Source organism: uncultured Brachyspira sp. (assembly GCF_944388875.1).
Lineage (GTDB): Bacteria > Spirochaetota > Brachyspiria > Brachyspirales > Brachyspiraceae > Brachyspira.
This window is the reverse complement of record NZ_CALXKQ010000002.1, coordinates 23,471-41,018: the sequence shown is the minus strand read 5'-3', so window position 1 is coordinate 41,018 and position 17,548 is coordinate 23,471. Positions and strand designations below refer to the sequence as shown.

General features: G+C 26.6%; 12 protein-coding genes. 5 read left to right on the top strand and 7 right to left on the bottom strand.

The annotated features are described in order from the left end of the window. The first annotated feature begins 19 nt into the window (after window positions 1–19). Complete coding sequence (locus tag Q0J69_RS02405) at window positions 20–961, top strand: hypothetical protein (RefSeq protein ID WP_297203993.1); 942 nt, start codon at window positions 20–22, stop codon at window positions 959–961. Between the two features lie 406 nt (window positions 962–1,367). Here Q0J69_RS02405 and rseP read toward each other — a convergent pair whose 3' ends face one another. Beyond that, on the bottom strand, window positions 1,368–2,732 hold the full coding sequence (gene rseP / locus Q0J69_RS02400; protein WP_297203990.1) for an RIP metalloprotease RseP: 1,365 nt from the start codon (window positions 2,730–2,732) through the stop codon (window positions 1,368–1,370). 530 nt (window positions 2,733–3,262) lie between these two features. On the opposite strand from rseP, the gene Q0J69_RS02395 reads away from it, so the two are divergent. Genes Q0J69_RS02395 through Q0J69_RS02385 form a run of 3 tightly spaced genes read left to right on the top strand, consistent with a single transcriptional unit; the run spans window position 3,263 to window position 6,292 of the window. Continuing rightward, complete coding sequence (locus Q0J69_RS02395; RefSeq protein ID WP_297203987.1) at window positions 3,263–4,576, top strand: CHAT domain-containing protein; 1,314 nt, start codon at window positions 3,263–3,265, stop codon at window positions 4,574–4,576. A gap of 1 nt (window position 4,577) precedes the next feature. Then, on the top strand, window positions 4,578–5,609 hold the full coding sequence (locus Q0J69_RS02390; protein ID WP_366030143.1) for an N-acetylmuramoyl-L-alanine amidase: 1,032 nt from the start codon (window positions 4,578–4,580) through the stop codon (window positions 5,607–5,609). Window positions 5,610–5,617: 8 nt separating this feature from the next. Further along, window positions 5,618–6,292: an SAM-dependent methyltransferase gene (locus Q0J69_RS02385; RefSeq protein ID WP_297203983.1), complete on the top strand. Its 675-nt coding sequence runs from the start codon at window positions 5,618–5,620 to the stop codon at window positions 6,290–6,292. On the opposite strand, the gene rsmD is transcribed toward Q0J69_RS02385, so the two are convergent. Beyond that, entirely contained in the window at window positions 6,293–6,856 is a 564-nt protein-coding gene (rsmD, locus tag Q0J69_RS02380; protein ID WP_297203982.1) for a 16S rRNA (guanine(966)-N(2))-methyltransferase RsmD, read from the bottom strand. Between the two features lie 21 nt (window positions 6,857–6,877). Beyond that, window positions 6,878–7,546: a hypothetical protein gene (locus Q0J69_RS02375; protein WP_297203980.1), complete on the bottom strand. Its 669-nt coding sequence runs from the start codon at window positions 7,544–7,546 to the stop codon at window positions 6,878–6,880. Between the two features lie 148 nt (window positions 7,547–7,694). On the opposite strand from Q0J69_RS02375, the gene Q0J69_RS02370 reads away from it, so the two are divergent. Beyond that, complete coding sequence (locus tag Q0J69_RS02370; protein WP_297203977.1) at window positions 7,695–10,397, top strand: YidC/Oxa1 family membrane protein insertase; 2,703 nt, start codon at window positions 7,695–7,697, stop codon at window positions 10,395–10,397. Window positions 10,398–10,404: 7 nt separating this feature from the next. On the opposite strand, the gene Q0J69_RS02365 is transcribed toward Q0J69_RS02370, so the two are convergent. The 4 genes from Q0J69_RS02365 to Q0J69_RS02350 form a co-directional block, all read right to left on the bottom strand. Continuing rightward, entirely contained in the window at window positions 10,405–11,511 is a 1,107-nt protein-coding gene (locus Q0J69_RS02365; RefSeq protein ID WP_297203974.1) for a homoserine O-acetyltransferase, read from the bottom strand. Window positions 11,512–11,543: 32 nt separating this feature from the next. Beyond that, window positions 11,544–12,839 (bottom strand): O-acetylhomoserine aminocarboxypropyltransferase/cysteine synthase family protein, encoded by a 1,296-nt coding sequence (locus tag Q0J69_RS02360; protein ID WP_297203971.1) that lies wholly within the window; start codon window positions 12,837–12,839, stop codon window positions 11,544–11,546. Window positions 12,840–13,102: 263 nt separating this feature from the next. Next, entirely contained in the window at window positions 13,103–14,467 is a 1,365-nt protein-coding gene (gene creD, locus Q0J69_RS02355; protein WP_297203969.1) for a cell envelope integrity protein CreD, read from the bottom strand. Window positions 14,468–14,554: 87 nt separating this feature from the next. Continuing rightward, window positions 14,555–17,386 (bottom strand): methyl-accepting chemotaxis protein, encoded by a 2,832-nt coding sequence (locus tag Q0J69_RS02350; RefSeq protein WP_297203967.1) that lies wholly within the window; start codon window positions 17,384–17,386, stop codon window positions 14,555–14,557. Window positions 17,387–17,548: the final 162 nt, after the last annotated feature.

Genomic DNA, 17,548 nt, shown 5'->3' with positions numbered 1-17,548 from the left:
TTTTGCAACAAATGCTGTTATGAGTATTATAAATATAGTTAGCGGAATGGAGAAAGGAGAAAACTATATAGATAATATTTTTAAAATATTAATAAATAAGGATAATATATGGAAAAACAATAAAATATTTGCAAGTATAATGAAATGTATCAATAATGATTCACAATTTAATATAATAAAAAACAATATAAAAACTAATTTACTTTATCAATATAGACTGCTTTCAGTACTTTCTTTCAATAATCCTTTATTAAGCGAATATTATAGTAATAAAATTAATATAAACCATTATTTAACACTAAATACATTAATGATATTATTGAATGAAAATCAAAATGATAAAGTAAATTCAAATAATATGAGAATAACGAATATAATAACAGCCAATGATTCAAAAGAAGGAAAAATGTTAGAAGATATTTTTGCCAAAAAAGGAAAAAAGGTAAAAATGAAAAATATAGATAATTTAATATCATTTCAAACATCCTTTTCAAGAAATACAGATTCTTTAACTATGTTCAGATTATACGGAAAATCAAATAATCAGGAATTTACAGGTGCATCATTGGTAATAAAAAATGATTATTTCAATAGTGATGATGATAATTTCCAATACAATTCCAATGATATTTTTAGTAAAAATATTAATTTCAAGAAAAATTTATATTGGATTTTATATTATAATGAAGAAGAAAATATATTAATTTTTAATCCTACCAATTCTAAATATACAAATGTTGTAATAGATCTGAATAAAATTGACACAAAAGAATATGAAGATAAAAGATATGAGTATATAGTTAATATTATAAAAAGTGTTTTTAATAATATTTTTGAAACTATAGATTATATAAACAATAATATAAAAGGTGAAAATATTAAATCAGATATATTTAGTTATTTATTTGAAAATATAAGATATCTCATTAAACATGAGGCTTTTTTGAAGAGCAGGAACTAAGAATATTAACTATATCTGATATTGAATCAGAAAATATAAAATTAGATACAAATATAAAAAAATTATATCTTGATTATATTAAATTATTTGATAATAAATCAAACTATATAAAAAAAATTATTATAGGGGCTAAAGTTGAAAATCCAGAATCCTATACTGAATATATTAGAAAATTATTATCAAATAAACTAAATAAAGAATTACACACTATACCTGTAACTTTTTCAAAAGCACCATTAAGATAAAATAATAACTTATTATTACTGCTAGCGGTAAACTTGCTAAAATATTTGTATATTATAAGATGCATGTTTATCGCTTTAAAAATTATAATTAATATTTAATATGATAAAAAGAGGTTCGTATTTTTTTACAAACCTCTATAATTTTTATACACAAAAATATACTATTTAAATAATTGTGTTATATCATTAATAGTTATGAATATAGCAAGAGTTATTAAGAATGCCGCACCAACAGTTTGTATTTTGGTTAAAACTTTTCTGTCTATAGGTCTTCTCATAACAAGCTCTATAAATGAAAACACTATCATGCCTCCGTCTACTACAGGAAGAGGAAGAAGATTCATTATAAATAATATTAAACTTATAGTAGCTGTAAATGAAAGTATAGTTCTCAATCTGTATTCTATATCAACAGAAATAACCTGAGAAGAAAGCTGTATTATTCTTACAGGTCCTCCTAAATTTTCGCGTACTGACAGCTTTCCAGTGAAAAGAAGTTTAAGTCCGTTTATATAGGAAACTAAATAATTTCCAGTTTCTTTAAAAGCCTCTGGTATGCATTTAGGAAAAGGAACTCCATCTACTCTTTCAACTCTCATAGGAGTACTTTCAAATTCCACACCTAAACTTCCGTAAGTGCCTATAGTTTTTGAAGTTAAAGGAACTGGTATAGCCTCTCTTGTAATCTCCTCTCCGTTTCTAATCACTGTTATATTAATCTTCTGAGAGGCATTATCCATAACTATAGGTCTGAAATCAGCTATATTTCTTGCATTCATTCCGTTAATAGCAATTATTTTATCTCCAGCCATAAGCCCAGCCTCAGAAGCAGCAGAATCAGCTATAACATTTTTTATTATAAGATCATCTCCGAAGTATAAACCTAATACTCTCTCTCCGCTTAATGCCTTAAGCATTTCAACAGAAGGTACTGTTACATTAATGGTTTCTCCGTTTCTGTTTAATGTAAATGTTATCTCATTTGCAGCCTTTTGTATAGCTTCATCATTAATAGTTTTTAATATATCATTATCAGAGTTAACAGCTCTTCCGTTTATAGCAGTAATAGTATCTCCGCTTTGTATTCCGTATTCATAAGCCAATGTCATTCCAGATTCTGCATGCATATATCTTCCGTCTTTAAATACCGAAACTGTAGGCGAATACAATTCCAATTTTGAAGGCAATGATACCAATACAGCAAGAAGCAGAAAAGCAAATAAATAATTAAATAATGGTCCTGCAAAATAAACTATTATTCTTTTAAGAGGGGACATATTTAAAAAATCTCCCTCTTCTGTTTTTCCATCCTCAGAAATCTCGCCTTTAAACTTGCAGTATCCTCCGAAAGGTATAATTGAAAGCCTAAAATCTATTCCTTTTATTTCTTTTTTAAAAATTATAGGACCAAATCCTATAGAAAAAGCCTCAGCCTTTATTCCAACTGCTAAACCAGCAAGTAAATGACCCATTTCATGAACGAATACTAATACGCTTAATAGTATAATAGCACCTATCCAACTCAAGTTGAACCTCCTAAAATTTTTTATATTATTAATAATAATTACTAATAAATATATATTTAATGTAAAATTATTGCAATAATATATTAACATAATATGTTATATTATTTTTAAAATTTTACAATAGATTTACATTTACTATTATTTAAATATAACAAAGATATTGACAAAAACTATCAAATTTGTTAGATTTTTTAGATGAAGAAACTATTAATTATAAGTATACAATGATAAAAATACTAATGTAACTTTTAATGGATATATTTGGATTTTAAATTCAGGAAAAGGCTTTTGTAGAAATAATTTCTCTGTTACTATACCTATAACTAACTTTGATGAAGACAAATATAATAATACAGCTTTAATATCTATAGTTTTATATCCTGATAATGATACATATAAATGCACTTTTGACGGATTTGAAACAAAATAATTTATGTCTTATTATTCATTATTTGATAAACATTTTATTTGATTATATAAAAAATTATTATATAATAATTTATCAGTGTAAAATATAAAAATTAAAATTTATGGAAGAAAGTAAATCGTATATTGTAACTCAAAACAGAGATTATTTTTTATCTCATAATATGGAATATATATCTTTAAAAAATTCATCTCTAAAAAAGATTCTAAAAATAATAAAGAAAGATAATAACCATGTAAATATATTTTTATATGATAATGAAAAAAATAAATTATACGGATATTATGAAATAGATTTAAAAAACAATATACAAGAAGATAAAGACTATACAAATATTTATATATCAGATAATTACAAAAGAAGAAGAGGAATATACTATAATCTTGAAAATAAGTATTCTGACTTTTCAATATATGAGATAGATTATAAAACGTTTTCAAAATTAAAAGACAGATTAATTATTTTAAATGACAATATATCTCAAACATTTTTTTCATGCTCTATAGAAAATAATATTTTTAAATATAAAGCCATAGAAACATATCCTTCTTTATATGTTGCCGATTATGAAAAAAGTTTTGATTATCAGGCTTATGAAAGTATATACAAAGAATACTTACGTTTAATAAAATATTCCAACAGCGAAAATGATAATTCAGGCAAATATATAGAAATCGGAAGCTATTTAATGAATATGCTGATACCTGAAAAAGATTTTAGAAAGCATCTTTTAGAAGGCTTTAGAATAGTTTATCTTCATCTTGATGACAGCACATATAATATACCTTGGGATATACTTTCCTATAACGGCAAATTTATATCTGAGAATATAATTTTCTCATACAATAATGCTTCAAATGTTATACATAAAAATAAAAGCAGAATATCCAATAAAAAAATAAAAATGGCTGTTATTTCTATACCTAATGACGACATTGATGATAAAAATGAAATAGAATATATAAGCCGTATTAAAAATATAGAAATAGATATATACAAAAAAGAGCATAATTATTTAGAGTTTATAAAAGTATTAGAGAACTATGATATTGTTCATATAATTACGCATGGATACAAAAGCGGTATAAAATTAAGCGATGATTATTTATTAAACTCTATAGGAGCATTAGAAAATCCTCCTTCTTTAGTTTTTATTAATGCATGCAATATGGAAGAGATAAATAATAAATTGTCAAAATCATTATTATCTTCTGGAGTTAATACGGTTATATCAGGCGTAGGGTCTTTAGCTGACGGATTATACATAAATTTTATATATAGTTTCTACAGCAACTTATTTCATAAACATGCCAGAATAAATACGGCACAGGCTTATTATTTTGCCTATCTTGAAATAAAAGATTTGTATAACGGATTTATGCGTTATAGATTTAATGGAGTTCCTGCTTATGTATAAAATATTTAAAAGAATTATTTTTATATTAATATCATCAATTCTGATTCTCTCATGCAGTAATTCTTATGATATGACGCCCATAAAACAAAGAAAAATAGCTCCTAAAATTTCAAGCGTATATAAAGCTCAGTCATATAATCTTAGAATAAATTATATTATAATGCATTATACAGCTTTGGATGATGATCTATCATTAAAAATACTTACAGGCCCTGGAGTATCGGTACATTATTTAGTAACTACAAGAGAAGATGATCCTATATATAAACTTGTAGATGACAGCAACAGAGCTTGGCATGCGGGCATAACGATGTTTAATAACAGATACAGCATGAATGACAGTTCAATAGGAATAGAAGTGGTAAACTTAGGATTTTTACAGAAAGTTACTAATACAAGACAACAATTAAGAAGAATGACTAAATTACAGAGAGAAAATTTATTTTTTATACCTTATGATGAGTATATAGACTATAATGAAAGCCAAATAGAAAAGATAGCATACCTTCTTAAAAATTTAATAAAAAAATATGATATAAAGCCTTATAATATATTGGGACATTCCGATGTAGCACCATTTAGAAAGAAAGACCCAGGTCCTAAATTCCCTTGGAAAAGACTTTATGATGAATATGATATTGGTATATGGTATGATGAAGAAGACTATACTAATTTTCTAAATGATAATAAATACAGAAGAGCAACTGTAAAGCAAATAAAAGATGAGTTTATAAAATATGGTTATACAAGCATGCCTACAAATAATATTTGGGATTTTGATTCAAGGAAGGTATTATATGCATTTCAATGCCGTTTCAGAACTAATGAAATGGACGGAAATATAGATAATGAAACTTATGCTATAATAAGAGCATTAAATGAAAAAGTAAAGAAAATAAATGAAAGAGAAGAACGATCCAAAGCTAATAACTTCCTAACTAATACATTCTTTACAAATATTTTTATAAGCAATTATATGATAAGCACTAATTGGAATTATATGTATACAAATAGTTTATTAAAAAGGAAGTAGTATAAAAAATGGTTACTGTTTATATTGCAGCAAGAGATATAGGAAATTATAAAGATAATACAGAGAGATTAAAAGAGGTACTTATAGAAAGTGATATTATACTAGCTGAAAGTTTCAGAGAGGCTACTACACTTTTTAAGGCTTTGAATATAAAAAAGGATAGAGAATGCTTAATAGAGTTCAGCGAGCATACTAAAAAATCAAAGGATATTGATGACATAATAACGAAAATTATAAACTGCAAAACCGTTTCATTAATAAGCGATTGCGGTACACCTGTTTTAGAAGACCCTGGGAGGCTGCTTTTGGAATACTGCTATTCTCATAATATAAAAGTAAAGCCTGTAGCAGGTGTAAGCAGCGTTACAGCAGCTATTATGTGCCTGCCTTTTAATTTCAAAGAGTTTTATTATGCTGGGCTTTTACCTAGAGATGACAGAGAAAGAGAAAAAAAATTATCATACTTAAAAAAATTAAATGTACCTGTTATTATTTTAGATACTCCATACAGACTTTCAAAGGTATTAAATGCCGTAAAAAAAGTGTATTCAAAAGATAAAACAGCAGCATTATGTTTGGATATTACAACTGATAACGAAGAAATAATAATAGATGAAATAAATAATATATGCAGTAAATATCAGGATAATAAAAAAAGAGAGTTTGTATTGGTTATAAGCTAGCTAGCAATAATGAAAAATAATCAGTATACTCTCGCCGTAGCTTTTTATATCATATTCCATTTTATCTTTTATAATACTCTTAAATGCTTCATCTTCCAAAAACTTTTTATAATAATCAGCACCAAACTCTGCAGCAAAAATACCATTATCATTTAAAAGTTTTCTCTCTATTACAAAACTGATTACATCCAAATAAATCTTTGAATGATAAGGAGGATCGAAATATATAATATCAAATTTATCATTAGTTTTTTTTACATAATCATCAGCCGATACTCTTTTTATTTTGCATATATCATTATAGTTTTCAAATATAATTTTTGCATTTTCAAATATAGTTTTAACAGCCTCTCTGTCTATCTCTATAAAAACGGCATATTTAGCATTCCTGCTTAATCCCTCAAACCCAATAGCACCGCTTCCAGAGCAAAGATCTAATAATGTTTTACCTTCAATATCAACTATGTTAAAAAAAGCCTCCCTAACCTTAGCCTGAGTAGGTCTGAAATCCCTTTTAGGAGTTAGTATCTTTCTTCCCTTTTTGCTTCCAGATATAATATGCATAAAACAAAACTGCCTTAATAATTATTTATATAAAACCCTAATTTGAGCAAAAGCTGCATTTACATTTAAATATAATATTTTATCAGAGCTTCCAATAACAAAATTAGTTTCTCCAAAACTTACGCTGTCCCCAGTAGGAAGAGAAACACTGCCGAAAGCACTGGACGCTTTTATATGAACCTGAATAGAATCATTAATCAATATTACCGTATCAGAAAATGCAGTATTAACACTTATTTTTCTATTTCTGTCTATTTCTAAATCATACAAATCTATTGTAGTAGTCTTGAAATAAACATCGTACTTTCCGCTTCTAGGAACACTGTCGCCTAAATAATGCTTTCCTACTAATATATAAACTCCCAAAAATATTATTATCATTCCTATAATCATTCTAAATATAGGAGTATATAATATAAAAGGCATATTTACATTAAAGCAGTATCTTATAAGAATGTATATGCCTAAACATATAACTACCAACCCTAAAAGTACTTTTGAAGCATAAAATCCTCTGCCTAAAATCATTGCAAATCCCCAAGCTATTATCAAAAGAGAAACTATTATAGTAAATACTGGAGTATATGCCAAAGCAGGAATATAAATATGAAAAACATACTGCATTAGTATATATGCACCTATTACTATTATTATACTGCCTATCAAAAATCTTGAAAATATAAATTTCATAGCTAAAAACCTTAAATATATATTTGTATATACTAACTAATATTGATAAAAAAACAAGACTTTTATAAAAATAATTAACATAATTAACCTTTTATTATATAATCTGTTATTATTCATTATAATCATAAATGCATTGGAAATAATATCTATGATCATATTTGATATGCTTTATAATATCACAATTTACCCAATAGAATTTATTATAGAAACTTTATTTTTTATATTTAATAGAGTATTTAATTTTTCTTTTAGTACAAGCATATTCTTTTTAAGTTTATCTGTAAATTTCATATCTCTTCCTCTATATAATATAGCAGAAAATTGGCAGCAAAAAGAGAGAGATATTCAAAATAAAATGAAGCCTATGATAAATAACATTAAAGCAGTGTATAAAGGAGATCAAAGATATTTGCTCATAAAAACCTGCCATAAAATAAACGGATATAAAACAATATATGCTTTTAGAGGTATTTTAGGACTATTAATACAAATACCTTTCTTTATGGCGGCATATTACTTTGTCTACGGATTAAATAATTTACCAGAAGGACATTTCCTTTTTATAAAAGATTTCTCAATGCCTGATAATTTAATAAATATATCAAATATTCATATAAATGTGCTTCCTATAACAATGACTATACTAAGCATAATGTCTGCAATAGTATACAGCAAAAAATTAAACTTTAAAGAAAGCATGCCTATATATATAACATCACTTATATTCTTAATTCTTCTATATAATTCGCCGTCAGGACTGCTTTTTTATTGGAATATTAACTGCCTATTTTCATTAATAAAAAATATAATACTAGAATATAAATTCTACAGAAAAATTAAAATATCAATACTTTTAAATATTTTATCTATTTTATTGATAGTAGTATTGATTATAAATAAATATGATATAAAAAATATATTAACATTTTCTGTTATAATATTATTAACATTAAACTTTAACTATATACAAAAAATAATATTCAAAAATAAAAACTTATATTATCACTTCATAAAAAATAGATTCAAACTTCTTATAATATCATCTTTAACAATATCCATACTATCAGGATTATTCATACCAAGCTCTCTTATAAATAGTTCAATATCAGATTTTGATAATCATTTTAATCTGATATTAAATAATTTCTCAATAAGTTTAGGAATGTTTTTATTTTATCCAATATTTATATATATTCTGTTTTCAAGCAAAGTAAAAAATTATATAAGTTTATTATTATCATTTGCCGCATTAATATTTATATTAGAAACATTTACTTCATCAGCAAGCTATTCAAATATGACATCGGATTTCGTATTTGAGAATCAAATGTCTATAATAGCAGATAAAAAAGATATAATCATAAATATAATATTGATATTTTTTTCTGCTGCTTTCATATATATAATAATAAAAAAAATAAAATATAATTTATTAATTAATATTTATTTAGTGATAATATTGGCATTAATAAGCATATCTGTTTTTTATATGGTAAATATATTTAATTATAATTCATACTATAATTTAATAAGTACTAAAGACAAAATAGATAAAAATGAAAAAATATTTAATGTGTCTGAAGAAGGAGAGAATATATTTGTTATAATATTAGACAGAGCAATACCTTCATACTGGTATGATGCTTTTAAAAGACATCATAAATATAAAAAGATATTTGAAGGCTTTGAATTTTATCCAAACACAGTATCATATAATTACAATACAATAACAATAGCATCTCTTTACGGAGGATACGATTATCTGCCTTATGAAGTAAGTACAAATGGAAATTATAATATAACTAATATTCATAATCAGTCAATACTGACTCTGCCTTTGGCTTTAGAGAAATACGGCTATAAATCATATATGCTTGATCCTGTTTATGCTAATATGTCATATAAAGGAGATTTAAGTATATTCTCTAATTACAAAAATATAAAAGCATACAGCGAAGATTATATTTACGATTACAGTATAAATGAATATACAAATAAAAATAATATATACCTTTATAATTTAGACAGCGACAGAATGATACGTTTTTCAATTTTTAAGATGATTCCTGTATGGCTTAGGAATGCTTTATACAGCGATAAAGAATGGCTTATAAATAAAAATAATATAATAAATACAAGCTTAAGTACTTATGCCATGCTAAGTTCAATTAAGGATTTAATAAATATAAATAAATACGGAAACAATTATAATATACTTCATAATAATGTTACACATGAGCCTCATTATTTTCTGCCAGATTATACGCCTTCGGCTTCATCAAATTATATAAATAATAATGATCTGATTATATATAAAGATACAAACAGCGTAAAACATTTTTATGCCAATACTGCTTCTATCAATTGTATTGCTGAGATAATACAGTTTTTAAAAATAAATAATGTTTATGATAATACAAAAATAATAATAATTTCAGATCATGGATATAGAATAAACTCTCAGTATTTAAAAAATGATAATATGAAATTTATAGGATTATACAATGCCTTATTAATGTATAAGGACTTTAATTCAAGAGGCAAAATAAAATTAAACACCAACTTTATGACAGTAGCTGATATGCCGTATTTAGCCGCAAAGCATATAGATAATATAAAAAATCCATTCAATAATAAATTAATAACCAATGACTATAAAACTAACGGAGCAAATATAGTACGCATAAGAAGCTGGAAGCCTGAAAATCAGGAAAGAAATTCTTATGACTTTGACACATATTATCATGTGCATGATAATATATTTAATATAAATAATTGGAAACTTTATCAATGGTATCCCAAAAGCAATTACAGCAAAGAAATAGATCTCTCTCTAGGTTTTAGACCGTAAATAATTATTAATTATTTAAAAACTCTTTAATAAACTTTGTCTGCTCAGCATTCTTTATTAAAAAAGCATCATGTCCGTAATTGGATTCTATCTCATAGAATAATGTATCTATATTAGCATTTCTATATGTAAGCACCATATCAGCTGACTGAGAGCTGGGATAAAGCCAATCCGATATAAAAGATATCACCAAAACCCTTTTAAGAGAAACATTTTTTTTATTTTTAATTTTTTTTATCTCATCTTTAACATCAAAAAAATCCATAGCTTTGGTAAGGTATAAAAAGCTGTTTGCATCGAATCTTGATGTAAATTTTTCTCCGTTATAGTGAAGATAATTTTCTACCTCAAATGAAGGAGTAAAATATTTGAGAGCCTTCTTTCTCTTTCTTCCGAATTTCTTTCTCATATACTCTTCGCTCATATATGTAATATGTCCAAGCATTCTAGCCAAAGCAAGTCCCCTGTCAGGAGATGACATGCCGTAATATTTTCCGCCGTACCATTCAGTATCTTCAGTTATAGCCTGTCTTGCTATTTCATTTAAAGCTATTTGCATAGGAGAATGACACATAGAACTTGCTATTATAATAGCTTTCTCCATCATATTAGGATAAGAAGCTGTCCACTGTAAAGCCTGCATGCCTCCCATAGAGCCTCCTACAACACAATAAAGCTTCTTTATTCCAAGTGAATCAACTAATATCTTCTGAACATTAACTATATCCCTAATAGTAAAAGTAGGAAAATCAGTTCCATAGCATAAATTACTGTCAGGTTTTTTGGATGAAGGTCCTGTAGTTCCAGAGCATCCTCCTAGAACATTTGAACATATTACAAAATATTTATCCGTATCTATAGCTTTTTTCTTACCTACAAAATTGCTCCACCAAGAAAGAACATCCGAATCCCCTGTAAAAGCATGGCATATCAAAATAGCATTATCTTTGTTAATATTTAAATGTCCGTTTGTAGTATAAGCTATAGTTAAATCTTCTATAAAAGCACCGTTTTCAAATTTAAATTTTTTTTCATAATTAAAAAATTTAAGTTCGGGAGAAATACTTTCTTTATTACTATTTGTATCTTTTTTATTATTTATTATTTTTTTCATAAATTATCCTTCATTATCCTTAATTCATCTTATTATTTGCTTGCTATAGATAAAGCCTCATCCAAATAATAAAGTATATCGTCTATATGCTCTATACCAATAGAAAGCCTTATAAAGTTTTTGCTTATTCCTCCTTTTATAAGCTCCTCTTCTGATAGTTGTGAATGAGTAGTAGAAGCAGGATGAGCCACCAAACTCTTAACATCGCCTACATTAACCAAATGTGAAAATAACTTTATATTATCTATAAACTTAACAGCAGCTTCATAGCCACCTTTAATACCAAATACCACCATACCGCCGAATTTATCTTTTAAATATTTGCTTGCTGTTTTATATGAAGGATCATTTTGAAGTCCTGGATATCTCACCCATTCAACTCTGCTGTCTTTTTCCAAGAACTCTGCTACTTTCAATGCATTATATGAATGTCTTTCCATTCTTAAGGCTAAAGATTCTATGCCTTGAATGAATATCCAAGAATTATCAGGTGAAAGACATGCACCTAAATTTCTAAGAGGCACAGTTCTAACTCTTAAAGCAAACGCTATACTTTTAAGTTCATCAGGCAGATCATAAGCCCAGCGAAGTCCATGATAATTAGAGTCTGGCTTTGAAAATAGAGGAAATTTATCGCTTTGCCAATTAAAGTTTCCAGAATCAGTTATAATACCTCCTATAGCATTGCCGTGTCCTCCTATCCATTTAGTAAGAGAATTAATTACTATATCAGCACCATGCTTAATAGTCTGAAGCAAATACGGAGTTGTAAATGTGGCATCAACTATTAAAGGTATTCCTGCATTATGAGCAATTTTGGAAACTTCTTCTATATCTGTAAAATCTAATGAAGGATTTGAAATCGTTTCTATATATATTGCTTTAGTCTTATCTGTAATTGCTTTTGCAAAATTTTCAGGATTTCTAGCATCCACAAAAGTTGTATTAATACCTAATTTTGGAAGTATAGCAGCAAACTGAGAATAAGTACCGCCGTATAAACTATATGAAGAAACTATCTCATCTCCAGCCTCACATATAGTAATTATAGTATAAAATATTGCATTAGTACCAGATGAAACTGCTATTGAAGCCTTGCCTCCTTCTAATGCTGTTATTCTTTTTTCAAGAACATCTGCAGTAGGATCTCCAAGCCTTGTATAAATATAGCCTAATTCTTTTAATCCAAATAGATCAGCGGCATGTTTAGAATCTCTGAATAAATAAGAGCTTGTTCTGTAAACGGGTACTCCCCTGCTTGCAAATGTATCGCTGTAATCCTGCCCTGCATGTGCTGCTAATGTTTCAAACTTTAATTCTCTTGACATTATTAATTCTCCTTAAAATATAAATTCATAATTTAAAAATAAAAAAGCCGTCAAAACTATGACGGCTGAAACAACTAAACAAAATATAAATTATACTATACAGCCATCATTATAAAAAGACGCATTTGCATGAGGCAAAACATTTTGTTTATAACGATAAGGCTTTTCATTTCTATTATTTCCTAATATGTATATATTACGAGTAACATTATATATTAATAAAAAATATTTTCAATAGTAATTTTATATTTTTTATTAAATTATTAATTGATATTTCCTCCATACCAATCTACATTACGTGTAAAGTACATGGCAAGGGCAATAACAGCAAACAATCCCAATGTTCCCATAAGCAATGCATAGTCCGTAAGCTGAAGTATACCGAATAAGAATATATAGATTAATGCATTTACTAAAGCCATTGAAAAAGCATATTTATTAGATTTTATAATGTAGCCTATATAAATTGAAGTTAAGGCTGTTACCATTAATGCACTTAAAAAATAGCTTAAATTAAATATCAAATGCTCTGATATAGCTAATAAAAGCAAATAGAATACTGCATTTGCTATACCTATTAATATATACTGCACTGGGTGTATGCGTTTCTTTGAAAGAACTTCGCATAGAAATAATACAAAAAACGGTATGAATATAAAAAGTATTGCATACTTTACACTTCTTGAAGTTTTCTGATAATTGTCATTGAGAAGAAGAAAAGATACTAATACATTATTAGAATTTTCATCACCAACTCTCAAATATTCATTATCATTTATTCTATTGGCATTCTCATCGCTAGTCCAGTACTTTGTAAATGCCGTATTAAAACTTGCTATATTCCACTCAGCATTAAATCCTTCATTGTTAACTTCTCTTTTTGTAGGAAGAAATCCGCCTGTAAAACTAGGGTCTTTCCATTTTGAAGATATTTTGAAAGTGTTTTCAGAAGCTAAAGGTGTTATTATAAGAGAGTTTCCACCTTGAATATCCATTGTTATATTAAAATCAAAACCGTTTAATATTTTATCTCTTGAAATAGTATATAAAAACTTATTATTAAACATATTCAAAGATATATTAATGTTTTTCTCATAATATTGAAGCTCTTCATTTTGATTAACTGATATATTAGGAAGTTTCATAAGATTTTTTTTATTTCCTATACCTAATATAAGCATAGCCTCATCATAAAGTATGGTATTATTATTTTCATCCAAATTAAATATTTCAGCATTATATTTATCGAATCTTCCTGTAATATTTAATTTAGAATTAAAAATAGGAGCTTTAAATATTCCTCTGCTTAAACTAGAAACTTCAATATCCCCTTCAACATTATACTCATTAGGCATATAGAAAATATATTTTCTTATGTAGCTTATTTCTTTTGTTTCACTATCAATAACTATATTTAAATACGGAATAGCTATAACAATACCCTGTATATTGGCACTATTTCCAACAGGCTCTATTATTGAAGATACTGCCTCATTCTGATATCGTATTCTATCTCTTACAACACCATTGATAAAACTCATAGGAATTAAAAGCAAAAGACCCAATATCACTATTATAAGTATTTTAAATCCTAAAGTCTTTGTAATCTCATTAATATTTTTTATCATAATAACCTCCATAAAAATACTAAAACATTATTATAAAAATATGGAGCTTGAAAAAATTTCCAAACTCCATACATATTTTTTAATTTATTACCATTTAAGAACAAACTCAGTATAAATCTCACCATCTTTAGTAGATTTACTTATTTCCATAGTAGCCCTAATATGCGTAATAGATTCAAGCAATAGACTAGCCCAAGCAAGTATTGCAAGCTCAATAACTTCAGGGTTTTCATTGAAATTAGTAAGATGTACAACTAATAATTTTTTTCTAGCCTTTATAAGTTCTATTTTTGCAGGGTCGAACAAATTAGGGAATATATGTTCTGCAGCATAAGCTAAAGCAACATGTTTAGGCACCAAAAATAATATAGGTCTTAAATATTTAGGTATTATCTGACTAAAATGGTATTCTGATATTTCTTTAATACCAGTATTAGTTCCAGCATAGAACATATCGCATACCAATTTATAAGTTTTATGGAAAGAAGTCATATAAGGATACCATTCTTTACTTGATATTTCATTTTTAAATATTAAAGCAGATGAAGGCTCCATTGCTGCAAGCCATTTTTGATATCCCTCTTCACCAAATTTAGTTTTAACAAACTCTTTTAATATAATTAAAGTAATACCTCTTACCCTCTGAGTTACAGCATCTTTTTTGCCTTTAACATCTTTGATTTTGTATTTTGATATTTCAGATTCGAGCTCTGATAATAATCTATTATTGTCAGAAGCAAATTTATTCATTGTATTTGCAGAAGTAGAAAGATCATTAGAACTCTCAGAAATATTTTCTACACTACTATGAATAGACTCAGATATTGCTTTAAGTTTATTCATAGTCTTAGAAGCATTTACAGATATATTATTTAAAGATTCAAGATTTTCTCTTATATTAGTAAGTTTATCAGCCACATCTATGTATTGAGTTTTAATATGTTCACTATATTCAGAAATAGTTGTAATAGAACTTACTATTTCATTGATAGCCTTTAATTGTTCTACAGAAGATAAATGAACGCTTCCCATAATCTCTGTAACCTCTTGAACATCTCTTGTTAAAATATCAAACTGTTCAGTAGATTCTGTTAAATCATTGGTAGTGATTATTATTTTATCTTCTATGTTTTGAAGAACTTTATTTGCATTATCTGCCTGTTCATTGGATACTTCTGATAATTTACGTATCTCTTCAGCAACTACAGCAAAACCAGAACTATATTTACCAGCATGAGCAGCCTCAATAGCAGCATTCATAGCCAAAAGGTTTGTTTGATGGGCTATATTTCTAATGGAGCTTACGAAATTAGAAATGAAGCCAAGAGCATTTCTTAAATCGCCTGTAGCCATAGAAGTAGCCTGCATTTTCTCTTTACTTTTAATAGAAGCTATGGACAAATCTTTAGCCTTATTAGTGGCTTTAGAAATAATCGAATCTATATTTTCAATAGTTTTGCTCATCTCTTCTACAGCTGTTGCTATCTGTTCAATACTTTCGCCTTCTTCTATAATTTTATTTTGAAGCTCTCTTGTATCTCTTTCTATATCATCAATATTGCTTGTATTAGTTGCTATATATTCCTGAATGTTTTTATTGCTGCTCTCTACAACTTCAACCTGAGTTAATTCATCATTTACATTATTTCTAATTGCTTCTATGCTGTTATTAATTCCGTATATTACTTCTAAATTTGTACTTAATTTTTCTGAAAGCGTATCACTCTGTTTTTTTGAAGTCAAAATAGTTCTTTTTACGCTGGAAAGTACAGACTGAAGAGAATTATTTAAAAGCACAACCCATTTAGTCATCTCTCCTATTTCATCGCTTCCTGAAATCTCTGGTATATCAATAGTTAAATCTTTATTATTTACAGAATCTCCTATGGCATCTGATATCTTTGTAATAGATTTAAATAGCATTTTTATAAAGAAAATTATAGCCACTATTGCCATTAAAAATGCTATAATTATAGTATAGAATATAGAGTTATTCATATCCTTAATTTGAGAAGTATAATATAAATTAGGTATAAGCATTACAATATTTATAGTGCCTGATATAGTTGCAATATATGATTTGTAAAGAACATCGCCTATCATAATATCTTCAACTTTAATATTTCCTGCTGACAGATTAGAATTCAAAATATCATAATCATCTGGATATAATATATCTAATTTTACATTATTTAATTTTCCATTTTTAGAATTAATAATAGTTAAATTTGATTTATCTACAATTAATAATTCAGCACCATCTATATTAAATATTTCTTTTATATCATCTGTATTATAATTAAATACTATACCAATATTTGCTATACCAATAATTCTATTATTGGCAAGATCGGATATAGTAGAAGCCATATTCAATGTAGTTATATTATTTTCGTTATTAATATAAGGCTTTAATAATTGATGTGCTAATATTCTTCTGCTTTCTAAATTATAATTAGTTATTAAATAATTATATATTATTTCATTAGTATTAACATTCATATATGAATATTGATTATCAATAGTTGAATATCTATATGCTGTAAAAACTCTGTTTGCATTGCTTATAGCAGAAGGATGAATTAATATATCGATAGTTCTATTAAAATAGAGCTGAGATTCGCTTATTGAAGCTGAAAGGAAATCTTTAAAATAATTATTGATATAAGCAGAATCAGCATTTCTAATATTATTATAATTTATAGAGAGAGCAGCAGATATTTTTGAAATTTCCTCTCTTGCTGCTATAATATTATATTCAAACTCTTTTTCTATGAGCCTGAATCTATTATCAAGACTTCTTTCTGTTATAGAATAAAAAGTTTCTGTATTTAAAGTATTACTTAGAAAGTTAGTACTTAATGCTACTAGAGCCATTACCCCAACTATCATTAAAATTATACGAATTTTTATACCCATTGCAAAATGCTCCTATGAACTTTAGTATCGGCATTATAAGCATATTTTTTAAAGATTTGTTCTATAATATATACTTAAAAACAATAACTGTAAAGAGATATTATAAAAAAAGATAATATTTTACTTAAAAATAAATCAGTAAATTTCATATAAAAAGGCGGC

Excerpts from the sequence above, each read along its gene's own strand:
- Q0J69_RS02405 (WP_297203993.1), top strand. The coding sequence starts at position 20 with ATGAGTATTATAAATATAGTTAGCGGAATGGAGAAAGGAGAAAACTAT.
- Q0J69_RS02395 (WP_297203987.1), top strand. The coding sequence starts at position 3,263 with ATGGAAGAAAGTAAATCGTATATTGTAACTCAAAACAGAGATTATTTT.
- Q0J69_RS02385 (WP_297203983.1), top strand. The coding sequence starts at position 5,618 with ATGGTTACTGTTTATATTGCAGCAAGAGATATAGGAAATTATAAAGAT.
- rsmD (WP_297203982.1), bottom strand. The coding sequence starts at position 6,856 with ATGCATATTATATCTGGAAGCAAAAAGGGAAGAAAGATACTAACTCCT.
- Q0J69_RS02375 (WP_297203980.1), bottom strand. The coding sequence starts at position 7,546 with ATGAAATTTATATTTTCAAGATTTTTGATAGGCAGTATAATAATAGTA.
- Q0J69_RS02370 (WP_297203977.1), top strand. The coding sequence starts at position 7,695 with ATGATCATATTTGATATGCTTTATAATATCACAATTTACCCAATAGAA.
- Q0J69_RS02365 (WP_297203974.1), bottom strand. The coding sequence starts at position 11,511 with ATGAAAAAAATAATAAATAATAAAAAAGATACAAATAGTAATAAAGAA.
- Q0J69_RS02360 (WP_297203971.1), bottom strand. The coding sequence starts at position 12,839 with ATGTCAAGAGAATTAAAGTTTGAAACATTAGCAGCACATGCAGGGCAG.
- creD (WP_297203969.1), bottom strand. The coding sequence starts at position 14,467 with ATGATAAAAAATATTAATGAGATTACAAAGACTTTAGGATTTAAAATA.
- Q0J69_RS02350 (WP_297203967.1), bottom strand. The coding sequence starts at position 17,386 with ATGGGTATAAAAATTCGTATAATTTTAATGATAGTTGGGGTAATGGCT.